Origin of the sequence: Massilia sp. LMS1-1-1.1, from assembly GCF_040815535.1 — a bacterium.
GTDB lineage: Bacteria > Pseudomonadota > Gammaproteobacteria > Burkholderiales > Burkholderiaceae_D > Janthinobacterium > Janthinobacterium aestuarii.
In genome coordinates, this window is the sequence record NZ_JBFPNG010000023.1 from 55432 (window position 1) to 79017 (window position 23586).

At 63.5% G+C, this 23586-nt stretch carries 20 protein-coding genes; 10 read left to right on the forward strand and 10 right to left on the reverse strand.

Annotation, left to right across the window (positions count from 1 at the left end; genetic code table 11):
• Positions 1 to 54: 54 nt before the first annotated feature.
• Positions 55 to 516 carry an Lrp/AsnC family transcriptional regulator gene (locus MRBLMS1_RS15255; RefSeq protein ID WP_034784295.1) on the reverse strand — a complete coding sequence of 154 codons (462 nt, stop codon included), beginning with the start codon at positions 514 to 516 and terminating at the stop codon, positions 55 to 57.
• 99 nt (positions 517 to 615) lie between these two features.
• Here MRBLMS1_RS15255 and ilvB point away from each other — a divergent pair, with 99 nt between their 5' ends.
• Positions 616 to 2367, forward strand: coding sequence for a biosynthetic-type acetolactate synthase large subunit (gene ilvB / locus MRBLMS1_RS15260; protein WP_485880185.1), 1752 nt, complete (start codon positions 616 to 618; stop codon positions 2365 to 2367).
• A 139-nt stretch (positions 2368 to 2506) separates the two neighbouring features.
• On the opposite strand, the gene MRBLMS1_RS15265 is transcribed toward ilvB, so the two are convergent.
• Positions 2507 to 3364, reverse strand: a complete 858-nt coding sequence (locus tag MRBLMS1_RS15265) for a helix-turn-helix domain-containing protein (protein WP_485880187.1) — start codon at positions 3362 to 3364, stop codon at positions 2507 to 2509.
• Between the two features lie 108 nt (positions 3365 to 3472).
• Between MRBLMS1_RS15265 and MRBLMS1_RS15270 the strand changes: the two genes are divergently transcribed.
• Genes MRBLMS1_RS15270 through bamE form a run of 5 tightly spaced genes read left to right on the forward strand, consistent with a single transcriptional unit; the run spans position 3473 to position 6916 of the window.
• Complete coding sequence (locus MRBLMS1_RS15270) at positions 3473 to 4909, forward strand: cytochrome P450 (protein ID WP_485880189.1); 1437 nt, start codon at positions 3473 to 3475, stop codon at positions 4907 to 4909.
• A 35-nt stretch (positions 4910 to 4944) separates the two neighbouring features.
• Positions 4945 to 5406 carry a GNAT family N-acetyltransferase gene (locus MRBLMS1_RS15275; RefSeq protein WP_485880191.1) on the forward strand — a complete coding sequence of 154 codons (462 nt, stop codon included), beginning with the start codon at positions 4945 to 4947 and terminating at the stop codon, positions 5404 to 5406.
• Complete coding sequence (locus tag MRBLMS1_RS15280; protein WP_485880193.1) at positions 5403 to 5762, forward strand: nucleotide pyrophosphohydrolase; 360 nt, start codon at positions 5403 to 5405, stop codon at positions 5760 to 5762. Before MRBLMS1_RS15275 ends, MRBLMS1_RS15280 begins: the two co-directional genes overlap by 4 nt.
• A gap of 60 nt (positions 5763 to 5822) precedes the next feature.
• A complete protein-coding gene (locus tag MRBLMS1_RS15285) occupies positions 5823 to 6611 on the forward strand; it encodes a hypothetical protein (RefSeq protein ID WP_485880195.1) in 789 nt (262 codons plus the stop codon).
• Positions 6608 to 6916, forward strand: coding sequence for an outer membrane protein assembly factor BamE domain-containing protein (bamE, locus tag MRBLMS1_RS15290; protein ID WP_139248476.1), 309 nt, complete (start codon positions 6608 to 6610; stop codon positions 6914 to 6916). Before MRBLMS1_RS15285 ends, bamE begins: the two co-directional genes overlap by 4 nt.
• 67 nt (positions 6917 to 6983) lie before the next feature.
• On the opposite strand, the gene MRBLMS1_RS15295 is transcribed toward bamE, so the two are convergent.
• The 3 genes from MRBLMS1_RS15295 to MRBLMS1_RS15305 all read right to left on the reverse strand — a co-directional run bounded on the left by MRBLMS1_RS15295 (position 6984) and on the right by MRBLMS1_RS15305 (position 12320).
• Positions 6984 to 8639 (reverse strand): methyl-accepting chemotaxis protein, encoded by a 1656-nt coding sequence (locus MRBLMS1_RS15295; RefSeq protein WP_485880197.1) that lies wholly within the window; start codon positions 8637 to 8639, stop codon positions 6984 to 6986.
• A gap of 436 nt (positions 8640 to 9075) precedes the next feature.
• The gene (locus tag MRBLMS1_RS15300; protein ID WP_139092611.1) at positions 9076 to 11238 is read right to left on the reverse strand and encodes a DEAD/DEAH box helicase; all 2163 of its coding nucleotides are present in this window, start codon (positions 11236 to 11238) and stop codon (positions 9076 to 9078) included.
• Between the two features lie 200 nt (positions 11239 to 11438).
• Complete coding sequence (locus tag MRBLMS1_RS15305) at positions 11439 to 12320, reverse strand: alpha/beta fold hydrolase (protein WP_139092610.1); 882 nt, start codon at positions 12318 to 12320, stop codon at positions 11439 to 11441.
• Between the two features lie 135 nt (positions 12321 to 12455).
• On the opposite strand from MRBLMS1_RS15305, the gene MRBLMS1_RS15310 reads away from it, so the two are divergent.
• Complete coding sequence (locus MRBLMS1_RS15310) at positions 12456 to 14072, forward strand: M28 family peptidase (RefSeq protein WP_485880200.1); 1617 nt, start codon at positions 12456 to 12458, stop codon at positions 14070 to 14072.
• A gap of 91 nt (positions 14073 to 14163) precedes the next feature.
• Here MRBLMS1_RS15310 and MRBLMS1_RS15315 read toward each other — a convergent pair whose 3' ends face one another.
• The 3 genes from MRBLMS1_RS15315 to MRBLMS1_RS15325 all read right to left on the reverse strand — a co-directional run bounded on the left by MRBLMS1_RS15315 (position 14164) and on the right by MRBLMS1_RS15325 (position 18444).
• On the reverse strand, positions 14164 to 14580 hold the full coding sequence (locus MRBLMS1_RS15315; RefSeq protein WP_034753486.1) for an SRPBCC family protein: 417 nt from the start codon (positions 14578 to 14580) through the stop codon (positions 14164 to 14166).
• Between the two features lie 140 nt (positions 14581 to 14720).
• Positions 14721 to 15419 (reverse strand): dienelactone hydrolase family protein, encoded by a 699-nt coding sequence (locus MRBLMS1_RS15320; RefSeq protein ID WP_485880202.1) that lies wholly within the window; start codon positions 15417 to 15419, stop codon positions 14721 to 14723.
• Positions 15420 to 15507: 88 nt separating this feature from the next.
• Positions 15508 to 18444 carry a DUF6701 domain-containing protein gene (locus MRBLMS1_RS15325; RefSeq protein WP_485880204.1) on the reverse strand — a complete coding sequence of 979 codons (2937 nt, stop codon included), beginning with the start codon at positions 18442 to 18444 and terminating at the stop codon, positions 15508 to 15510.
• 115 nt (positions 18445 to 18559) lie between these two features.
• On the opposite strand from MRBLMS1_RS15325, the gene MRBLMS1_RS15330 reads away from it, so the two are divergent.
• The gene (locus tag MRBLMS1_RS15330) at positions 18560 to 19564 is read left to right on the forward strand and encodes a GlxA family transcriptional regulator (RefSeq protein ID WP_139092606.1); all 1005 of its coding nucleotides are present in this window, start codon (positions 18560 to 18562) and stop codon (positions 19562 to 19564) included.
• A 4-nt stretch (positions 19565 to 19568) separates the two neighbouring features.
• Here the strand turns inward: MRBLMS1_RS15330 and MRBLMS1_RS15335 are convergent, their stop codons facing one another.
• Positions 19569 to 19802 carry a hypothetical protein gene (locus MRBLMS1_RS15335; protein WP_034784311.1) on the reverse strand — a complete coding sequence of 78 codons (234 nt, stop codon included), beginning with the start codon at positions 19800 to 19802 and terminating at the stop codon, positions 19569 to 19571.
• 116 nt (positions 19803 to 19918) lie between these two features.
• Positions 19919 to 21025 (reverse strand): S-(hydroxymethyl)glutathione dehydrogenase/class III alcohol dehydrogenase, encoded by a 1107-nt coding sequence (locus MRBLMS1_RS15340; protein WP_485880207.1) that lies wholly within the window; start codon positions 21023 to 21025, stop codon positions 19919 to 19921.
• A gap of 275 nt (positions 21026 to 21300) precedes the next feature.
• On the opposite strand from MRBLMS1_RS15340, the gene MRBLMS1_RS15345 reads away from it, so the two are divergent.
• On the forward strand, positions 21301 to 22752 hold the full coding sequence (locus tag MRBLMS1_RS15345; RefSeq protein WP_485880209.1) for a PQQ-dependent sugar dehydrogenase: 1452 nt from the start codon (positions 21301 to 21303) through the stop codon (positions 22750 to 22752).
• A 157-nt stretch (positions 22753 to 22909) separates the two neighbouring features.
• Complete coding sequence (locus MRBLMS1_RS15350) at positions 22910 to 23353, forward strand: thioesterase family protein (RefSeq protein ID WP_034753479.1); 444 nt, start codon at positions 22910 to 22912, stop codon at positions 23351 to 23353.
• Positions 23354 to 23586: the final 233 nt, after the last annotated feature.

The window sequence follows — 23586 nt, forward strand, 5'->3', positions numbered from 1 at the left end:
TATCGGACAGTCACCATCGATGAACTAGGGAAAAACTCCCGCCGTGCGGGCAGGCTATCGCTGCAAGGGCAAATAGCTCTGCTTGAGCTGGCGCAGCACGAAACTCGATTTGCTGTGGCGGATGCCGGGGATTTTGTATAAACGCTCGCGCAGCAGGCGTTCATAGTCGCGCGTGTCGCTGACGGCAATGCGCAGGTAGTAGTCGTAATCGCCGGAGACGAGAAACGCTTCGAGCACTTCCGGGATCATGGCCAGCGCGTGGCCGAACTCGAACAGGGCCTGGTCGGAATGGTCGTCCAGGGTGACTTGCACGATGACGGTGTCGGCCAGCCCCACCTTGGCCGCGTTGACGTTCACCGTGTAGCCTTCGATGACGCCATCGTCTTCCATGCGCTTGATGCGCGCCCAGCATGGCGACGAGGTCAGGCCCACCTTGGCGCTCAGCTCGTGCAGGCTGATGCGGGCATCCTGCTGCAGGGCCGTCAGGATGGCGAGGTCGAATTTATCGAGCTTCATTTTGCAATTTCCCATGTTTGCAGCAAATTTTGCTGAACTATGCATTTTATACGAGAAAACCAGCAGCCTTTTCTGCCGAGGCAAGCAGAAAATAGACACATGAAACCCGATCCCGCTCCCCTCCTCGCTCCCGCCCACGACCTTGCGCCGCGCAACGGCGCCAGTACCCTGATCGACACCCTGCTGGCCCTGGGCGTCGACACCGTCTTCGGCTATCCCGGCGGCGCCGTGCTGCCCCTGTACGATGCGCTGCACGCGCAGCCGCGCCTGCGCCACGTGCTGGTGCGGCACGAACAGGCGGCCGTGCATGCGGCCGAGGGTTATGCACGCAGCACGGGCCGACCCGGCGTCGTCTTCGTCACGTCCGGCCCCGGCATGAGCAATACCACCACGGGCTTGCTCGACGCCCTGTGCGATTCGATTCCCGTCATCTGCATCAGCGGCCAGGTGGCCACCACCAGCATCGGCACGAACGCCTTCCAGGAATGCGACGCGCTGGGCATCTCGCGCCCCGTCACCAAGTGGAACCGGCAAATCCGCACGGCCGACGAGACGGCCGACGTCGTGCACGAAGCGTACGCACAAGCCACGCAAGGCCGGCCCGGTCCCGTACTGATCGATTTTCCCAAGGATATGCAGCTGGCGCCCGTTACGGCCAGCACACCGTTGCCGTCCGCCGCCGCAACGGCCGCCCCCTTGCCCGACGCGGCCGATATCGAGCAGGCCGCCAGCCTGATCGCCAACGCGCGTCAGCCCGTGTTCTATGGCGGCGGGGGCCTCATCAATTCCGGCCTCGATGCCTGCGCCGCTTTCCAGCAGCTGGTGAAACTGGCCGCCGCGCCATGCACCCTGACCCTGCTGGGACTGGGTGCCTTTCCCGCCTCGCACCCGGCCTTCCTCGGCATGCTGGGCATGCACGGCACCCTGGAAGCGAACCTGGCCATGCACCATGCGGATGTGATCGTCTGCGTGGGCGCCCGCTTCGACGACCGGGTGACTGGCAGGCTGGACGCCTTCTGCCCCGGCGCAAAAATCATCCATGTCGATATCGACCCCGCGTCGATCGGCAAGGTGGTGCGCACCGACGTGGCCCTGCACGGCGATTGCGCGCCCGTGCTGACAGCCCTGCTGGCGCAGTTGCGCGGCCGCTTGCTGGCGGACCGCCAGCCGTGGTGGCAGCGTATCGATGGCTGGCGCACGGAGAATTCGCTGGCGTTCGACGACACGCCGGACGTGATCGCGCCGCAGGCGCTGATGCGCCGGCTGCAGGCGGCCCTGGACGGACAGGACGCCATCGTGTCCACCGACGTGGGCCAGCACCAGATGTGGGCGGCGCAGCACCTGCGCTTCGAGCAGCCACGCCGCTGGCTCACCTCGGGCGGCGCCGGCACCATGGGCTATGGACTGCCGGCCGCCATCGGTGCGCAGATCGCCCATCCGGGCAAGCGCGTCGTGTGCGTGAGCGGCGACGCGTCGATTTTGATGAATATCCAGGAACTGGCCACGGCCGTGCAGCACCGTCTGCCCGTGAAAGTGGTGCTGTCGAACAATGGTTACATGGGCATGGTGCGCCAGTGGCAGGAACTCATCCATGGCGGGCGCTACAGCCACAGCTATACGGAAGCGCTGCCCGACTTCGTCGCCCTGGCCCGCGCGTTCGGCTGGCAGGCGCATACGGTGAGCCGGCGCGAAGACCTCGACGCAGCGCTGGCGGCCTGCCTGACATCCGAAGGCCCGTATTTCCTAGACGTGCGCGTGCATGGCGAAGAAAATTGTTTCCCCATGATGGCGCCCGGCGCGGGCCATCATGAAGTGACCCTGTCCAAGGGACAGGTGTACAGCGAGCGGTAGGCCGGCATGACCACCGGCCACGCCAACGATGTTGTCGGATTACGCGTGGCGTTGCCACGCTAATCCGACCTACTCGCCCCCACGGGTAGGCCGGATTAGCGGCGGTACGCCGCGTAATCAGACATCACCACCGGCCGGATTACGCCCATATTCGGTAGATCCAGTAACTTTCATCTTCGCGGCTGGCGCGTGCCAGTTCGGTGGGGCTCAGGCCGGTGATGGCGCGCACTTCGCGGCACAGGTGGGCCTGGTCGGCGTAGCCGCCCTCGGCGGCGATATCGGTCCATGAAGCATTGCCTTGCAGCATGGCCTCGCGTGAGTCGAGAAACGACTGTTCCGCGCGGCGCATGCGTCGCAGGGTGCGCATGGGCTGGCCGGCCCAGGCCTTGATGCGGCGCTCGATGTTGCGCGCGCCACTGGCCAGGCCCGTCGAGGCCGCCTGTACGCCCAGGCGGCGCACCCAGTCCTGGATGGCGCCGGTGGGATGGTCGCCGCTCTTGCGCGCCAGCGCCCAGCGCGGCACCAGGAATGCTTCCACCAGCGCGATGCGCGCTGCATCGTCGGGCGCGGCCAGCACGGCGTCGGACAAGGCCAGCCAGTCGGCGTCGAACAGCGGTTCCAGCGGGCGCACCTGGTCGAACAGGGCCGCCATGTCGATGCCCGTCAGCGCGTGCAGGGCGGCCGGATACAGCATCACCATGAACGAGTGCACGGGGCCAGGGTTGTAGCTGACCAGCGGATAGCCGCGCGGCCCGCTGAACAGGGCGGGCGGCATGCGCACGTGCAGCAGGTCGGGGCCGGGCGCGGCCGCCTCGACGTCGCCCGCGACCGTCCACAGCAGGCAGCACATGGGCGTGGCGGGAAAGCGGTTCAGGCGCTGCGCGGGCGGCAGCGGCGCGCAATGCGTGGTGTCGCGCACGAGGAAGGCGCGCACGCAGGAAGCGAGCGCGGTGCGCGGCGCGATCAAGCGGGTCAGGGGCGTGGGGGCGGCAGGCATGGCGATGATTGTACCGGCAATTTTTGGCCGCGCGCGATGTCGTATTCGTTCAAGACGCGCGCCAGCAAGCGCGCTAGAGTCTAGCCATCGTTCCCACAGGAGCTTTCCATGCCGCCACTCGACCACGCCGCCGCACCCGCCACCACGCTGCGCCAGATCCGCCAGTTGCCGGGGCCATTCGCCTTGCCCATCATCGGCAACGCCATGCAAGTGCGGCTGCCGCGCATCCACCGCGACGTGGAAGGCTGGGTACGCCGCTATGGACCTTTCATGCGTGCCTGGTTCGGCCGCACCCTGGTACTGGTGGTGGCCGACAGCGAGGCGGTGGCCGCCGTGCTGCGCGACCGCCCCGATGGTTTCCGCCGCCCCCTCAGCAGCTACATCGTCTCGGAGGAAATGGGCGGCAATCCCGGCGTCTTCCTGGCCGAAGGCAGCGAGTGGCGCAACCAGCGCCGCATGGTGATGGCCGGCATGGCGCCAGGCGCCATCAAGGCGTATTTTCCCGCGCTGGTGACGGTGGCGCAGCGCCTGCAGCGGCGCTGGCAACATGCCGCCACGCAAGGCCAGTCCATTGCCCTCGATGGCGACCTGAAGCGCTACACGGTCGACATCATCGCCGGCCTGGCTTTCGGCACGGAAGTCAACACGCTAGAATCGGGCGAGGACGTGATCCAGCGCCACCTGGACGCCATCCTGCCAGCCGTGGCGCGGCGCAGCCTGTCGATGCTGCCGTACTGGCGCTACGTCAAGCTGCCCGTCGACCGGCGCCTGGACCGCGACGTGGCGGCGCTGGACGTGGCCGTGGCGCAACTGGTGCGACAGGCGCGCGAACGCATGGAACAAGACCCCGCGCGGCGCGTGCGCCCGCCCAACCTGCTCGAAGCCATGATCGCCGCCGCCGACGAACCCGGCAGCGGCGTGAACGACCGCGCCGTGGCCGGCAATGTGCTGACCATGCTGCTGGCCGGCGAAGACACGACGGCCCACACGATTTCCTGGATCATCTACCTGTTGCAGCGCCATCCGCACAGCCTGGCCAAGGCGCGCGAGGAAGTACGGCGCCTGGCGCCCGACGTGGCGCAGTTCACCATGACGCAAATGGATAGCCTCGACTACCTGGGCGCCTGCGCCAGCGAGGCCATGCGCTTGAAACCGGTGGCACCCTACATTCCGCTCGAAGCGCTGCGCGACACGGTGGTGGGCGACGTGGCCGTGCCCGCCGGCAGCATGCTGTGGTGCGTGATGCGCCACGACAGCGTGTCCGATGCACACTTTCCCGATGCACAGGCTTTCCAGCCCGAACGCTGGCTGGCCGAAAGCGGCGAGGCGAACAACAAGCGCACCGCCATGCCTTTCGGCGCCGGCTTGCGCACGTGCCCGGGCCGCTACCTGGCCTTGTTGGAAATCAAGATCGCCATGGCCATGCTGCTGGGCAGCTTCGACATCGCCGGCGTCGACACGCCCGATGGCGGCGAAGCGCAGGAATTGATGGGTTTCGTGATGTCGCCCATCGGCCTGACGATGCGCCTGGCGCGGCCGCAGTGATACCATGGGGGAAGTCCCATTCATTCGACCTTCCCATGACCATCCGCCTGGAATCGCCGCAGCAAGCCGACGTGCAAACCCTGATCGCCGAGCTTGACGCCTACCAACAGACCCTGTATCCGGCCGAGTGTGTCTATTCGCTGGACCTGGCGTCCGTGCCGCCTGATACCCTGCTGTTTGCCGTCGCCCGCGATGCGGCAGGCGCGGCGCGGGCCTGCGGCGCCATCGTCGTCACGCCCGATTTCGGCGAAGTCAAGCGCATGTACGTGCACCCGGACAGCCGCGGCCTGGGCCTGGCCAAGCGCCTGCTGGCCTTGCTGGAAGAACAGGCGCTGGCGCGCGGCTGCCGTTTGCTGACCTTGGAGACGGGCATCCACCAGCCCGAAGCCATCGCCCTGTACGCGCGCTACGGCTACCAGCGGCGCGGGCCGTACGGCGACTATCCCGACGATCCATTCAGTGTTTTCATGGAAAAATCGCTGCAGATGGCCGCATGAACGCGCCTGACGACAGCCTGTTTGACATCCGCGCGCGCCTGCGCGCCTTTGCCGACGAGCGCGACTGGGACCAGTTCCACACGCCAAAAAACCTGGCCATGGCCCTGTCCGTGGAAGTGGCGGAACTGGTCGAGCACTACCAGTGGCTGCCCACGGGCGCGGACGCCGAGCTGGACGAAGCGAAGCGCACGGGCATCCGCCACGAACTGGCCGACGTGCTGATGTATCTGGTGCGCCTGGCCGACAAGAGCGGCGTCGACCTGCACGCGGCCGTGCTGGAAAAGATGGAACTCAATGCGCAGAAATACCCGGCGGCGCAGGTGCGCGGCGACGCGCGCAAATATAGCGAATACTGAGCGAATACTGAGTCACCCACCCGTGCGTGGCTGATGCGCAAAAAAGCGTAGCATCGAGCCATGCGTATTCCTATTTCCCTGCTGCTTGCCTGCCTGCTCCCTGGCCCGGTTGCCCTGGCGCAAACCGCACCCGTGCCGCAGGTCAAAGTAGACGCCACGCGCGACCCCGTCGATAAATCCTACCGCAAGATGCTGCAGGGCGTGGACCGTTTCGAGCGCGACCGTGCGCTGGCGCCGCAGGCGAGCCTGCGCTTTCGCCTGCTGCCGCGCCAGCCCGGCGTGGACATGACGGGCGTGCAGCTGCGCATCGCCGGCGACACCGTCAGCATCCCGTTACCCCTGGCCGAGGACAACAGCTTTGCCCCCGTGCGCAATGCGCAAGCGGCGCGCGAAGACGCCGTGCTGATTGCCAACCGCAAGGCGACCACCATGAGCTGGCGCGCGCAAGTGATCACGCCCGGCTTGCCGCCCGGCACGCGGCGCCTGGGCGACCTGCGCCTGGAATGCCGCGCCGGCATGGATTCCGGCCTGATCTCGAACGACCCGCAAATCATCGCCTGGCTGTCCAGCATGCTCTACAGCACGGACAAGGTGTGTTCCGAGCCGGACGGCAATTATTTGTTCTTCACGGACCGGCCCCTGTTCGGCGTCACCCTCGTGCATGGCGAGCGCCGCCTGGCATTGCAGTTCAGGATGCTGTACGCGGGCGGCGAGCAGACGCCCGCCTCGCTGCCCTATTGCGATTGCCAGGTCCTGCTTGACCGCACGTATTACGCGCCCCTGTGGGATGTCAGCTGGCCCGACGACACCCTGCTGGAATTTACTTACATGGACGAGGTGGCGCCATGAAATGGCTGCTGATCGCCATGCTGATGCTGCTGGCCGCCTGCTCCGGCACGCGCGCCTTGCAGGCAAGCAAGAACGTGCCTTACGCAACCCTGGAACAGACGGTGCAACCGGGCAGCAGCACGCGCGAACAGGTGCGCGCCGCGCTGGGAGAGAGCACGTCCATCCGCTTCGACAGCGGCAATGAAGTCTGGATGTACACCTACCCGGCCGCCTCGGGCGCGCAGGGAGAATACGTGATTCTGTTTGGCGGGGATGGGGTGGTGAAGAAGGTGCGCAGCGGAGAGGTGTATCGGGTGAAGCAGTAAAAGTACCCAGACAAAACCCGGGGTCAGACCCGACGGGTCTGACCCCAGCCTTTCGCCGTTGGGGTAATTAGCGTGCTTTCAGCAAAGCGCGCGACGCCACGCCCGCGCCCACGCTGCGTCCCACGCCAGCCGTCTTGCGCTTGGGCGACGCCTTCAATTTGAAGATGCCGATCGACTGGGCCACGCTGTCGGTGCGCTGCGCCAGGCTGGTGGCGGCGGCGGCCGCCTGCTCCACCAGCGCCGCATTCTGCTGCGTGATGCCATCCATGTGGATGACGGCCTGGTTGACTTGCCCGATGCCCTGGTTCTGCTCGCGCGTGGTCGAGGAAATCTCGTCCATTACTTCCGTCACGCGGGCTACCGAGGCGATCACCTCCGTCATGGTGGCGCCCGCATTGCTGGTCAGCACGCTGCCCGCGTTCACGGTGGCGATCGAATGGTCGATCAGGTTTTTCACTTCTTTCGCCGCTGTTGCCGAGCGCTGCGCCAGGCTGCGCACTTCGCCGGCCACGACGGCGAAACCGCGGCCATGTTCGCCCGCGCGGGCCGCTTCCACGGCCGCGTTCAAGGCGAGGATGTTCGTCTGGAAGGCGATGCCGTCAATCAAGCCGATGATGTCGAGAATCTTGCGCGACGAGGTGCTGATCTCGTCCATCGTGGTCACCACTTCGCTGACGATGGTGCCGCCCTTGGCCGCGACGGTAGACGCCTGCGCCGCCAGCTTATTGGCCGTGTCCACGTGGTCGGCGCTGTTCTGCACCGTGGAAGTCAGCTCTTCCATGCTGGCCGCCGTCTGCTCGAGGCTGGACGCCTGCGATTCCGTGCGGCTGGACAAATCCATATTGCCCGTGGCGATCTCGGCCGTGGTGACGCGGATATCCTCGAAGTTGGCGCGCACGTCGCCGATGATGCTGTGCAGATTGATATTCGTCTGGCGCAAGGCCGCCATCAATTGGCCCATGTCGTCGTCGCGCACCTTGTCGATGACGCCCGTCAAGTCGCCGCCAGCCATCTTGCGCGCCACCGTGATGGCCTCGCCCAGCGGTGCGACGAGGGAACTGTGCAGGTGGGCCCAGAAATACAGCATCAGCGCCACGGCCGCGGCGGCGGCGCCGCTGAGCCAGCTGCGCGTGGCCGTGCTCGTGTCGCCATCGATATTCCACACGGCGCAGCCGAGAATGGCCAGCACCACGCCGAAGACGATGCAATGCAGGGCCAGGTCTTGCGACAGGGTCAGCTTGCGCCACCCGGCCAGCTTGGCGGCCCAGCCCTGGCGCACGACGCGGCCATTGCGGATCGCCAAGTTGGCGCTATTGCCGTCTTTAAAACTTTTATACAGGGCTGCCGCTTCGTTGATCTGCTCGCGCGTGGGCTTGGTGCGCACGGACATATAGCCGATCGGGCGGCCGTTTTCGATGACGGGCGTGATATTGGCGAAGACCCAGTAGAAATCGCCATTCTTGCAGCGGTTCTTGACCATGCCGGTCCATGGCATGCCCGTCTTGATGGTGTCCCACAAGTCGGCAAACGCTTCGGCCGGCATATCGGGATGACGCAGAATATTCTGTGGCGCACCCAGCAGTTCCATTTCTGAAAAACCGCTGACTTCAATGAAATACTGATTGGCGTAATTGATGTTTCCCTGTAAATCCGTTGTGGAAACAATCGTCATGCCTTCATTTAATACGTATTCATTTTGCGTGATAGGCGTATTGACCCGCATCGTCGCTCCTCTATTTTTATCAACTAGCATAACAAAATCATAAAAACAATATACCACATCAAGCACCCATGATATATCTCCCCGGCGACAGTGACACTGGTCAAATAATTTAATAAAAGCCAATTCATTTATGTTTTAGAATTTACTTTGACTCAACTTGATTGATTTTATTGAATGTAAAATTCAAATTGCGCGCAGAGACAATAATTAATAAAAAATTATTTGTTGGCGCGACAGGTAATAAATACGGCGTACGCACCGATAAAAAGGCGCAAGGGAACTGGCGCAATGGCCGGAACATGGCGACGCCTGCTGCCAACAATAACGCGGCAACAATATTCATTTCTTGAGGGAAAATAAAAACTGGCGCGAATGCGCCAGTAGGGGAACTGTCTCCAATCCGCGACACAGGCGCCGGAGCGCCCGTGGGGATGGCTTACTTGTAGGTCTTACGGGGAGGCGACTTCGGACGCGGTGGCGCAGGCTTGCGCTCCGTCGTCCCGTCGTCGAGGCTGATGCGCAGTTTCTGGCCCGAGACCACGACCGATTTCAGATGGTCGAGGATTTCCGGCGGCATGCCTTCCGGCAGGTCCAGCACGCTGAAGTTGTCAAAGATATCGATACGGCCGATATGCTTGGCTTCCAGGTTCGCTTCGTTGGCGATGGCGCCGACGATGTTGCTTGGCGTCACGGCGTGCTCGCGGCCCACTTCAATGCGGTAGGCCGTCACGCCTGGGCGTGGACGTTCCTTCTTCGGCGCGCGCGGCGCAGGGGCTGCGTCGCCCGCATCCGCAGGCGCATCCTTGAACGCTGGCGCGGACTTGGCGGCGAACGGCTTGCGCGGCGCGGCTGGCGGTGCCAGGTCCGGCGCGTCGCCGTCGCGGCTGATGCGCAGCTGCTGGCCCGCGACCCACACGGTTTTCAGCTGGTCCAGCAATTCTTTCGGCATGCTGTCCGGCAAGTCCAGGACGCTGTAGTCGTCATAGATTTCGATGCGGCCGATGTTTTTCGAATCGATGCCCGCTTCGTTGGCAATGGCGCCCACGATATTGCCTGGTTTCACGCCATGTTGATGACCAACTTCAATGCGGAAGGTCTGCATGCCGGCGTCGGCTGGACGCTGGATGCGTTCCTTTTTCGGGAAGGCCGGGCGTTCGCTGCGCTCGTTGCGGTCGAAGCGGTCATTACGTTCGAAACGGTCATTGCGCTCAGGGCGGTCAAAACGGTCTTGGCGCACTGGACGGTCGTCTTGCCACGTGGCTTGCTCGCGCGCCTTGTTCTTGTCCAGCAGCAGCGGCACATTGCCACGCGCCATCTTCGCCAGGGCGGCGGCGATTTCGATGGCGGGAATGTTTTGTTCGCGTTCGAAATCTTCGATCAGCGACTGGAACTGTTCCAGTTCGCCCAGGGCCAGGGTTTCGCTGATTTGCTCCTTGAACTTGGCGATACGCACGTCGTTGACGGCCTGGATCGTTGGCAGTTCCAGCATGCCGATCGGCTGGCGGGTCGAGCGTTCGATGGCTTTCAACAAGTTCTTTTCACGCGGGGTGATGAACAAAATCGCTTCGCCGCTGCGGCCGGCGCGGCCCGTGCGGCCAATGCGGTGGGTATAGCTTTCCGGATCGTGCGGCACGTCGTAGTTGACGACGTGGCTGATGCGCTCGACGTCCAGGCCGCGGGCGGCCACATCGGTTGCCACGAGGATGTCGATCTTGCCGTCTTTCAACTGCTGGATCGTGCGCTCGCGCTGGGCTTGCTGGATGTCGCCATTGATGGCGGCAGCCGAGAAGCCACGGGCTTGCAGCTTGCCGGCCAGCTCTTCCGTGCCCAGCTTGGTGCGGGCGAAGATGATCATGCCGTCAAACGCTTCCGCTTCCAGGATGCGGGTCAGCGCGTCGAGCTTGTGCATGCCCGACACCAGCCAGTAGCGCTGGCGGATGTTGTCGGCCGTGCCCGTCTTGGCGGCAACCGTCACTTCGGCCGGGTTCACCAGGTAGGTCGTGGCGATGCGCTTGATGACGGAAGGCATGGTCGCCGAGAACAGGGCCGTTTGATGGCCTTCCGGCGTTTCTTTCAAGATGCGTTCGACGTCGTCGATAAAGCCCATGCGCAGCATTTCATCGGCTTCGTCGAGCACCAGGGTTTTCAGCTTGGACAGGTCGAGCGAACCCTTGTCCAGGTGATCGATGACGCGGCCTGGGGTGCCGACGATGACGTGCACGCCGCGGCGCAGGGCCGACAGTTGCGGGCCATAGCTTTGGCCGCCGTAGATCGGCAGCACGTGAAAGCCGGGGATGTGGGCGGCGTACACCTGGAACGCTTCGGCGACCTGGATGGCCAGTTCGCGCGTCGGTGCCAGGACCAGGGCTTGGGGTGAGCTTTGTTTCAGATCGATGCGCGACAGGATCGGCAAGGCGAAGGCGGCGGTTTTACCCGTACCCGTTTGCGCCTGGCCCAGCACGTCGCGGTTCGCGAGCAATAATGGAATCGTGGCCGCCTGGATAGGCGACGGTGTTTCGTAACCGACATCCTTGAGCGCGCGAATCAGCGGCTCGCTCAGGTTAAGGTCGGAAAATAAGGAAATTGGTGTATCAGACATGAAATCACTCACAAGTTCGCTCGAATCGCCCAATGCGAAAGAGTGTATCCGCTAGTTTACTCTTTACTGGACCTTACCGGGTGGAACGGGGCGGCAGAACGCCATTTTTTGCAGTCTAAAACGCAGAAAAATCGGCGATCCGCACGCAATTGGTGCAAAAACCAAGCAATATTATGTGTTTTGCAATAGATTCGGCTACTTTACAGATGCGCCTCGATATTGCTTGCCGCATCGACCGAGTGGCGCAAAAAATCCAGCAAGTCCTCGTTCAGCCTGTCCTTGTGCGTCGTTGCCAGGCCGTGCGGCGCGCCCGCATACACGAGCAGCTTGCTGCCGATGATGAGTTCGGCAGTGCGCCGCGCCGAGGCGGCAATCGGCACGATCTGGTCGTCGTCGCCATGGATCACCAGGGTCGGCACGTCGAATTTGGCCAGGTCCGCCGTAAAATCCGTCTCGGAAAATTGCTTGATGCACAGGTAGGATGCCGGCATGCCCGCCTGCATGCCTTGCCGCCAGAAACCGTCGCGCACGCCCTGCGAGGGCTTCGCATCGGGCCGGTTGTAGCCATAGAAGGCCTCGCTCAAATCTTGGAAAAACTGGCTGCGGTCGGCTTGCACGCCGGCGCGGATGGCGTCAAATGTGGATAGGGGCAAGCCCAGCGGGTTTTCCGTGGTTTGCAGCATCAGCGGCGGCACGGCGCCCACCAGCACGGCGCCGGCCAGGCGCCCGGTGCCATGGCGGCCGATGTAGCGCGCCACTTCGCCGCCGCCCGTCGAGTGGCCGACGAGGGTGGCGCCCGCCAGGTCCAGCGCGTCGATCAGGGCGGCCAGGTCGTCGGCATAGGTATCCATGTCGTTGCCGTCGAACGGCTGGCTCGAGCGGCCATGGCCGCGCCGGTCGTGTGCGATGACGCGGTAGCCGCGCGAGGCCAGGTAAAACATCTGGTCTTCCCACGCGTCGGACGACAATGGCCAGCCGTGGCTGAAGACGACGGGCGGGCCGCTGCCCCAGTCCTTGTAGTGGATCAATGTGCCGTCGGCGGTACGCAGGGTATTGCTCGATTGCAAGTCAGTGGCAGTCATGGAACGCTCCTTGTCGGTGGACGAGCAGCCATTGTGGCCGCAATCGGCCCGCGCGCGCCGCGCGCTACGCCAAGGCATTGCGGTAGAGTAAGATTGTCGCTGCTTTGCTTTCCCGTATTCACTTTTGGAGTCGTCATGCGCTTTCCCCTCGTCCTTGCCGCCAGCCTGTTCAGCACGGCCGCCCTCGCCCAACCGCTCGTGGCCGAAGCGCCCTTGCGCGCCCACCTGTCCTTCCTGGCCGATGATTTGCTCGAAGGACGCGGCACGGGCCAGCGCGGCGGCGACCTGGCCGTGCGCTACCTGGAGACGCAGGCGGCCGTGGCCGGCCTGCAACCGTTGAAGGAGGGCACGTACCGCCAGGCGCTGACCATCGTCGGCAGCAAGGCCTTGCCATCAAGCAAAGTCACGTTCAGCGCGAGCGGCAAGACCTTGTCGCCCGCCTTCGGCAAGGACATCGTCTTTGGCGCGGCAAATGGCCAGCAGAAAGTGGCGTTCGACGCGCCCGTCGTGTTCGCCGGCTACGGCATCCGCGCGCCAGAAGAAAACTGGGACGATTTCAAGGGTCTCGACCTGAAGGGCAAGCTCGTCATCATGATGGTCAACGACCCGCAACCCACAAGCGCCGAACCGCAGCGCTTCGCCGGCAAGTCGCTGACCTATTACGGCCGCTGGGTCTACAAGTACGAGGAAGCGCTGCGCCAGGGCGCCGCCGGCGTGCTGCTGATACACACGACCGCATCGGCTTCGTATCCGTGGTCGGTACCGGCCAACGGTTTCGGCCATGAACGCTTCAACCTGGCCGGTGCGGGCAATGCGATGGAAGGCTGGCTGCAGGAAGACATGGCGCGCACGCTGTTCCAGGCGGGCGGACAGGACCTGGACGCCTTGCGCGCGCAGGCGGAAACGCGCGAGTTCCGCCCCGTGGCCCTGAACGCCACGGTCAAGGTGGCGCTCGACAGCCAGGTGCGCAGCATCGAGCAATTCAACGTGGCCGGCATCGTGCCGGGCACGGATCCGAAACTCAAGGACGAGGCCGTCATTTACTCGGCCCACTGGGACCACCTGGGCAAGGATGACGAAGGCAGCCAGCGCGCTGGCCAGAGCGACCACATCTACAACGGCGCCATCGACAACGCGTCGGGCGCGGCGGCCTTGCTGGCCATGGCGCAAGTGGCCGTGAAACAGCCGGCGCGCCGCACGCAGATCTTCCTGTGGCCGGCAGGCGAAGAAACGGGCATGCTGGGCAGCACGGCCTACACGCGCACGCCCCTGTGGCCGCTGGCCAAGACGGCCGCCGACCTGAACCTCGACAGCATGAATTTTGTCGGCAAGACGCACGACATCGGCGTGGCCGGCGCCGAGCGCAGCAGCCTGTACGCGAGCGCCGCCAAGGTCGCCAAGCGCATGGGCCTGCGTCTGGCACCGACCATCCCCGACCTGTCCGGCGCGTTTTACCGGGCCGACCATTTTGCGTTTGCCAAGGCTGGCGTGCCCGCCTTCAACGTGGGCTCGGCCGTATTTTCCGGCGACGGCTCGTTCGACTTCGTCAAGGAGCCGAAAGCGTCGGGCGAGCGCCTGGTGGCCTTTAAAAAGGACTACCACCAGGTCACCGACGAGTACAACCCGTCGTGGGACTTGTCGGGCATGGTGCAACAGGCGCAGTTCACCCTGAACCTCGGCTATGAAGTGGCGAACGACAAGAATTCGCCGGTATGGAACAAGGGCGAGGCGTTTGGGAAGGTAAAACGGTAAGCAGATAGCGGTGAATTAACCCGCAAAGCAAAAAAGGCCGGGGTCAGACCCTCAGGGTCTGACCCCAGTATTTGCCGTTGGGCCAGGTAAATCAGATTGCCATGATGCGTTTCAGATCGACGAACGCTGTTTCGTATAAATGCTGGAACGCGCCGACCATGACCTCTTCCACGCCTTCGGCCGCGTCGAATTCGCTCGACCATTCGGCCACGCACTCGTTCGCGCCCGGCTCGCCCGTGACGCGCAAGGTGGAACGGTAGTTCTTGACGGGGATGGGGCCAGAGACGATGGTGTAGCTGTAGCTCTTGTCCGCTTCGCTGTAGCTTTGCAGGCGTTCGGCGATGATGGCGCCGTCCGTGGTTTTCAGGCGGCGCACGCGGCCGCCGTGTTCGGACAAGCTGGTTTTGATCGAGCTCGACCATTCAGCCAGCGACTGGAAGCCGCCGATAAAATCCCACACTCGTTCGGCGCTTGCCGCCAATGTTACAGAAACAATTACTTGGGCCATCTTTAATTCGGTTCCTCATCCAGGTTTGCCGGGCGCCGCGCCCGGCCGGCCGGAGTTGCCCGGCACAGCCGCTATTTTAGCGCCCATGCCGCTTTGCTGCTGAGCAAACTATGGCAACTGGCCAGCCTGGGGTGGCTGTCTTACAGGTTTTCCGCCAGGAAAATCAACGAATTGCCATGCGCCTGGGCGGCGGCGCGCTGCTGGTAGCTGTCGCGGTGGGTGCAGTTAAAACCGTGCTCGGCGCCCGGGTAGATATGGATTTCCACGTCTTGGCGGTCTTCGAAGCGCTCGGCGATCTTTTGCACGGCTTCCGGCGGAATATGGCTATCCTGGCCGCCGAAATGCATGAGCAGCGGCACCTTGATCTGGTCGGCAAGGTCCAGCTTGTTCTGGATGCCGCCGCCGTAATAGGCGATGGCCGCATCGACGAGACTGGCCGCGGCCGCCTGATACGACAGCCGGCCGCCGAAGCAGTAGCCGACCGAAGCCAGCTTGCCCGTCACTTCCGGGCGCGCGCGCAGGACAGCGATGGTGGCGGCGATATCGGCGTCGGCCTGCGGATTGTCGGTGGCCTGCATCAGCTCGACGGCGCGCTTCCAGCCGTCCGCATCATAGCCCAGCTCAATGTGCGCGCCGGCGCGCCAGAACAGGTCCGGCACCAGCACCACGTAGCCATCGGCCGCATACTGGTCAGCCACGGCGCGGATGTGCTCGTTGACGCCGAAAATTTCCTGCAACAGGATGATGGCGGGGCCCTTGCCCACGTGCGGCACGGCCAGGTAAGCCTGGAAGCTGCCGTCCGGGCCGGCGATATCGATCCACTGCGAAGTTGTGCTCATAGAAAACTCCAGTCTGAGGTTGGGGGGAATGCCACAGCCAGCCATGTTACTGGTTTTTCGCGCTGTCTGCGCCTGCCCTTGGTACAGGCTAATACATCTCGCGCAGGTAAATCACGGGGCCCGATTTGAAGACGCCGAAGACGACGGTGCCGATGGTGCTGGGCAAGTGCCCTATGCCGGACACGGAAACATCGACGCTGCCGCTCTTGCCGGCGCCAGGCGCCGCCAGGGTCAAGCGTTTATTCAGCGGCAAGGTACCTTTGCCGACCGTATAAGTGCCAGCGGGCAGCTTGAAATCCGTGCACACCAGTGTTTTCTTGCAATTGGCAAACACCACCTGGGTGTTGCTGAACGCACTGATGCTGTCCAGCAGACTGGTCACCCAAGTCTTGCCATCCCAGTACTGCGCCTGCACGGCCAGCCGCACGGGATAGCGTTCGGAACCATAGTCATGCGGGACCATCAGACGGCCCGTGAGCACGGTCAGCTGCGCTTCCTTGCCCTCGGCCGGCGCCGAGGTCACATTTCCGGCGGCAGGGTAGGCATACGTCGCGCGCAGCAATACATCCGTCGGCGATGCCAGTGCTTTCGGCTCTTTGGGCACGGCATAGGCGGCGGGAAAGCTGTAGGCGATGGTGCGTGTGGCAACGCCTTCCTTGAACCTGGTGACAAGTACGCCCGTCACGGCGGCAGGCACTGTTTCCCCATCCGTCAGCGTACTGCCGGACGGATCCGTCGGCGGATAGGCGTTCCCCCCCTTGGGCGCGTCATAGGGAAGCAGCAGCACTTGCGTTTTGTTGATATCGCCATTCCTTGCGTCGAAGTTCTTCGTCTCCTTGCCAGCGGCCGTCTGAGCGCGGATAGTCAGGTCGAAGGGCTGGCGCGAGTAGACGGCACGGTTGCCAGCGCAGACGAGCGGCGCACTGCACAAGAAAGGAAACTCCGTCTTCGCCCCCTCCGTGATGGGCACGTCCTTGATGACTAGCTCCGTGACGAAGTGATGCGGATAAAAGAGCACGGCATCGCTGGCGCCCGGCGACGTCAGGCTGCTGCCCAGATAACCGTTTTTCAGCGCGGCCGTGAAATTGATCTTGCCCACTTCGGGCCAGACCAGCGGCGGCGCCGTGATGACGCCCCCTTTCTTCACAAAATCGAGATCGCCACCGACTTCTGGATTGATTACGCCTGTGTAGAGCGGCGCCAGCAGGATACGATCGAGCACGACTTTTTGCACATCGACTCCGCTTTCATTGCCAAAGTTCTTCGTCACGGCACCCGTCGCGTTGACGGCAGACAAGGTGATTGTCGTCCCCGGCTCGAAGGGCGCTGCCGCCTGGCCCGCGCGCTGCGTCGGCGCCAGCTTCGTGAACAGGAATTTTTTAGGCGCCACGATGACCGTACCGCTGCCGCTCATGTCCAGGCCGTTATCGCTGCCGCTCTTAGAATTGTAGGCGGCCGTCAGGCGCAGCGCTCCCGCATCGGCATACAGCATGTTCGGCCTGGCCACGCCATCGGCGCCGAAAGTCACGGTCACTTTGGTGCTCAGGTCGGCACAGCTGCTCTGGTCGCTGCCAGCCAGGGCAACATAACTATTTTTGGCGCTGTCAAAAATGCGCGCAGGCAATGTCCCCTTATCCGGATTGCTGTACGCGCAATTCAGGTTCAAGTCCTTCTTCTGGCTGGCGAACATGGGCACGCACACGTCCTTGTTGCCGGACGAGGCCTGCAAGGCGCTGATTTCCAGTATGGCCTCATCCTCAGCGTAGCGCGGAACGCCGCTCACCTGGAAGCCGCTGGCAAGAAAGCTGATCTGGCAATTGCTCGTGCTGCCGCCGCTCTTGCACACCAGCGCCCCCGTCGTGGCAGGCGTGCTGACCAGACCGAGGGTGGCAATGCCCACCGTGGTCTGGCGCACCGTGACATTGGCGTTGACGCCGCTGGTATCGATCTGCGTCGGCACGCCGCCCGGGCTGACAGTAACACTCACGCCATTCTTGTAGACCGCGCTGCAGCTGGCATCGGCGCAGGCAGTCACCTTCACTGTGGGAACCTGGCAAGTAAGCGCCGTCAGCGGGTGCTCAATCTGGAAATGGTGAGGCCCCGCCTGCGTGCCCGGCCCGCATTTCGGCCCCATCGGTTCATTGAAGGCCCAGCCGCTGTTGTTCGTCACGCAGCTGCACGGATACGACGGTGTATAGGTTTTGCAAGTGATGGTTTGCTGCACCCGGCCCTGCCAGCCCAGGGTGATGTGGTCGACCTTGGCGTTGCCAGTGATATAGGCGTTGGACGAGTCGAGCGTTACCTCGCCAGCGTCCACATTGCCCTTGATGCCATTGCCGGAAGCGATCGACAAGGAATTGCTTGCCTCCACGTCGCCGGTGACGAGCAGGCCGGACGCTTTCAGGTCGATCGTCGGCGATTTCAGGTTGCCCGTCACCTGGCTGCCGGAGCCGATGGTCAGCGAAGTGGTCGCCGTGATATCGCCCTGGATGCGGGTACTGGCGGCCAGGATATTGACGATGGTGCCGCTGATCGGCCCGTTGATGACCGAACCCGAGGCGATTTCCACCGGGCCCTTGGCGCTGATCTTGCCCGTCACCGTGACGTTGTTCGAGCCCATCTTGATGCTGGTGGCGGAGATATTCGCCGTGATGGTCTGTTCCTGCGCGCCCAGGAAGAAAGTGCCGCCCTCGGCTGTCAGGTTTCCGCCCGTCACCTTCAGGTTCGGCGGATTGATATCCTTGATATCGAGATTGCCCTTGACCGTCAGCGCGGCGTTGCCGCTCATCGTCAAACCCTGGTTATAGCTCATCGACAAGGAGCTGTTGACCGTCACGCCATACGCGCTGCCGATGACGATGACGTCCGTAGAACCGAGCGCCAGCGACGAGCATGTGTATTGCAAGCCATCCTGGCTCAGGCTGCAGCCGTTGACGGCGCCACCATTGAAGTTGAGCGTGGCCGCGTGGGCAAGGGATGAGCCCAACAGCAAAGTCAGGGCGGCAAAAATGTGGAGTAAGCGCACGATATCGAGAAATCCGGTGGGTGGGGAGCCAGCGGGCGCGTCGATTATTTCATGCTAACCTACGCCATCGCTGTTGTTGCATTATGGCAGTATTTATCCCCCTCGCGCATATCGCATGATCAAGCAAAGCCCCAAAGAATTCCCCCTGCGCACCGTCGACATCATCGTCTATCCCGGCTTCAAGGCGCTCGAAGCCATCGGCGCCATGAAGGTGTTTGACTACGCCAACACCCATCTGCGCCTGCGCAAGCTGCCCGGCGGCTACGACGTGCGCATCGCCTCGACGGCCATCGGCCCGGTCGAATCGGACACACTGATGTCGCTGCACGCGAGCAAGGCGCTCGACGCCAGCCGCCTGCCCGACCTGGCCGTCATCGTCGGCTGCCACCACGTCGAGCAAGTCTTGCAGGACATCCCCGCCCTGGCCGCCTGGGTGGCCGAAGCGGCGCCCCGCATCGATACCCTGGCGGCCCTGTGCACGGGCTGCTTCTTCCTGGCCGAAGCCGGTGTGCTCGACGGCAAGAGCGCGGCCACGCACTGGAGCGCCGTGGATAGCCTGCGCCAGCGTTATCCATTGATACAGGTCAATGCCGATGCGATTTTCGTGCGGGAAGGGAAATTCTGGACGTCGGCGGGCGTGACGGCCGGCATCGACCTGGCGCTGGCCCTCGTGGAAGACGATTTCAGCCGCGATATCGCGCTGGAAGTGGCGCGCGACCTGGTCGTGTATTTGAAGCGGCCCGGCGGCCAGTCGCAGTTTTCCGTGCACCTGTCGAGCCAGATGACGACGCATCCCACCATCCGCCAGTTGCAGGGCTGGATCATGGAACATCTTGCCGACGAGCTCACCGTGCCGCTGCTGGCAGCCAGACTGGCCATGAGCGAGCGCAATTTTACGCGCGTGTTCCAGCGCGAAACGGGCACCAGCCCCACGGAATTCATCGACACGGCCCGCTTCGAAGTGGCGCGCCGTTTGCTGGAAGACAATGTGTCTTCCTTAAAACAGGTGGCCGTGCAGGCGGGCTTGCATAGCGAGGACAGGCTGCGCCGCCTGTTTCAAAAGAAACTCGCCATCACGCCGCGCGACTATCGCGAGCGCTTTTCCAGCACGGCGCGCTAGCAGGTCAGCGCGGCTTGCCGTGACGCACGTGGCGCGTGGCCAACTGGCGGCTCTGCCGGGCCAGCGGTGTAAACAGGAGTGCGCACAGCAGATAGGTGGCCAGCAGCGCCAGCCAGATGGCGGGCGTGGCAAGGCTGGCGGCATTGCTCCACCACAAGGCCAGCAGGGAAGACAGGGCCGCGCCGAGGAAGACGGGCAGCATGCGGCGCAAGGTCGCGAGATAGGCAGTGGCAAACATGGACGGCTCCCAAAGCAAGGCGGATGTCTTCACACTAGCAGGGGCAGGCAGCGAAGTACAGCGTGCCGCCCTGCCCCGTCCGTCATGTGTTGCGCAATGAGTACAGTCCGATAAAATTAATACAACACGACGGAACGGATCGATTCGCCGCTCTTCATCAGGTCGAAGCCCTCATTGATGCGTTCGAGCGGCAAGCGGTGCGTGATCAGGTCATCAATGTTGAGCTTGCCTTCCATATACCAGTCGACGATCTTCGGCACGTCCGTGCGTCCCCGCGCGCCACCGAAGGCCGAACCGCGCCATTCGCGCCCCGTCACCAGCTGGAATGGACGGGTGGAAATTTCCTGGCCCGCCGCCGCGACACCGATGATGAACGATTTTCCCCAGCCCTTGTGCGTGCACTCGAGCGCCTGGCGCATCAAGTTGGTGTTGCCCACGCATTCGAACGAATAATCGGCGCCGCCGTCCGTCAGCTGCACGATGGCGTCGACGACGTTTTCCACTTCGTTCGGGTTGATGAAATGCGTCATGCCGAACTTGCGCGCGATGGCCTGGCGCGCCGGGTTGATGTCGATACCGATGATCTTGTCGGCGCCGACCATTTTCGCCGCCTGGATCACGTTCAGGCCGATGCCGCCCAGGCCGAACACGGCCACGTTGGCACCCGCTTCCACCTTGGCCGAGAACAGGACGGCGCCCACGCCCGTCGTCACGCCGCAGCCGATGTAGCACACCTTGTCGAATGGCGCGTCGGAACGGATCTTTGCGAGAGCGATTTCCGGCACGACGATGTAGTTCGAGAACGTGGACGTGCCCATGTAGTGGAACAGCGGCTGGCCATTGAGCGAGAAGCGGCTGGTGGCGTCCGGCATCAGGCCGCGGCCCTGCGTGGAACGGATGGCCTGGCACAGATTCGTCTTTTGCGACAGGCAGAACTTGCACTGGCGGCATTCCGGCGTGTACAGCGGGATGACGTGATCGTCCTTTTTCAGGGTCGTCACGCCAGGGCCCACGTCGACGACGACGCCGGCGCCTTCATGGCCGAGGATGGCAGGAAAAATGCCTTCCGGATCGGCGCCGGACAGGGTGTAGTAATCGGTATGGCAAATGCCCGTGGCTTTCAGCTCGACCAGCACTTCGCCGGCGCGCGGGCCGGCCAGGTCGACTTCTTCGATCGTCAGCGGGGCGCCCGCCTTCCAGGCAATCGCGGCTTTGGTTTTCATGGTGTGTCTTCCTGCTCGGTTTCAGATGCGCCATTATCGGGCGCCAGCGGGCGCGGTGGCACAGCGGGCGCCGCGCTTGTCTGAAAACGCGGCGCATTTGTCCGATGGTGCCGCACGGTGCAGCAGCGCACGGAAGCGCGGCGCGCGCGGGGCGTATGCTGGCGCCAGTGCGATGTCTGTTTGCGCCAGCTCAACCTACCCATTGCAAAGACGCGCATTCTTGGCACAGGCTACCCGATTGAGCCACCGTTGCGCCGTTCCCGCAGGAGACTGACATGCGCGATTTCCTTCCCCGCTTTCCCCGGCCCTGGCTGGCCCTGCTGCTGGCATGCTGCCTGGCCCTGCTGGCCGCCTGTGGCGGCGGTGGCGACGACGATCCCGCGCCCGGCCCCACCACAGGCAGCCTGGGGGTCAGCATCGGCGGCTTGCCGGCCGGCGTGGCCGGTGCCGTCACGGTCACGGGACCTGCGTCCTACAGCAAGACATTGACGGCAAGCACCACCTTGACGGACCTGGTACCTGGCGCCTATACGCTCAACGCCGCCAGCGTGGCGCAAGGCACGGGGACCTTGGGGCCCACGCCCGTCACGCAGCAGGTACAAGTCAATGCGGGGGCGACGGCCAGCGCCGGCATCCAGTATGCGGCGGCCACGTCGCTGGCCTTGGGCCTGCAGGAGGTGGCCAGCGGCTTGAACATGCCCATCTTCCTCACGGCGCCGCCCGGCGACAGCCGTTTGTTCATCCTCGAACGGGCCGGCCGCATCCGCGTGGTACAAAATGGCAATCTGCTGGCCACGCCCTACCTCGACATCAGCGCCCTGACCACCACCAGCGGCGAGCGGGGTTTGCTGTCAATGGCCTTCCATCCGCAGTACGCCAGCAATGGCTATTTCTTCCTGTATTACACCAACCTGGCCGGCGATATCGTCATCGAGCGCCGGCAGGTGTCGGCCGGCAACGCCAACGTGGCCGATCCCCTGTCCGCGCTGACCATCCTGACGATTCCCCACCCCACGTTCAGCAACCACTATGGCGGCCTGCTCAGCTTTGGGCCGGACGGCTATCTGTATGCGGGCACGGGCGATGGCGGCGGCGCGGGCGACCCGCCACGCAACGCGCAAAACACGAATGTACTGCTGGGCAAGCTGCTGCGCCTGGACGTCAACGCCAGCAGCGCCGCCCAGCCGTACGCCATTCCTCCGGGCAACCCGTTTGCCACGGCAGGCGGGCGTCCTGAAATCTGGGCCTACGGCTTGCGCAACCCGTGGCGCTATGCCTTCGACGTGCCGGCCCAACTGCTGTACATCGCCGACGTGGGCCAGGCCAATCTGGAAGAGGTCGACGTGCGCCCCGTGGGTCAGGCGGGCAACAACTATGGCTGGAACATCATGGAAGGCACGCAGTGCTACAACAGCACCAGCTGCAACCAGGCAGGGCTGGTATTGCCCGCCATCACGTACAACAACGATACGGCCAACGGCTGTTCGATCACGGGCGGCTATGTGTACCGGGGAGCGGCCTTGCCGGAACTGACGGGGCAATACCTGTATTCGGATTACTGCAGCGCCTGGCTGAAGAGTTTCAGCTATAGCAATGGCACGGCATCGGCCGTGAAAGACTGGGGCATCACGAACGTGGGCAACATCCTGTCGTTCGGCCAGGATGCGCAAAACGAGCTGTACATGCTGAGCGGCACGGGCAAGGTGTACAAGATTGTACGTAAATAAGCGTACGCAAAAAGGTGGGCCAATAAGGTGGGCCAATGAGCATGTGCAAGCAGTCATGGCGACGCACGCCTGAGGCGGCGTTTTTCGACGGAGCGCGGGGAACCGGCTAGAATTGGATTTTTCCGCCGCGCCCTGCGCACCAGCCCAAGAGAACACCATGGCCCGTTTGAAACTTGAATTTCCCGAAGACCAGTACTGCTATTCCTCGCAACTGACGGTACGCACGACGGACATCAACGCCGGCAACCATCTCGGCAACGATTCCATGATTTCCATGATTTCCGAGGCGCGCGCCCGCTTCCTGTTCGAATATGGCGTGCGCGACATCGAAGCGGACGGCACCGGCATCATCGTCACCGACCTGGCCACCACCTACCGCGCCGAAGCCCATGCGCGCGACCAGCTGCTGTTCGAAGTGGGGGTTATGGATTTCAACAAGTATGGCGGCGACATCACCTTCCGCATCACGCGCCCGCGCGACAACACCTTGATCGCGATGGCCAAGTCCGGCTTTGTCTTCTTCAACTACAAGCGCAGCCAGGTCGTTCCCATGCCGGAAGAGTTCGGCAGCAAGTTCCCGCAGGTGAACTGGATCGATTGACAGCAGCTCAAGGCCGCCCTGCTCCAGGAAGATAATTAATTCCGGAGCGGCATGCGATTACCGATAAGGGCAGGATTGTGCCTCCCTCTGGCGTTGTTGGGCGTCTTGCCGTGCGCCCTGGCCGCGCCGCAAACCGTCATCCTAGGGCGCTGTTTTGCCATGACGCCGTCATGCGCACGCCGCGCACGCACTTCCCGACCGACTTTGCGGGCCTGACCATCGGCGTCAACACG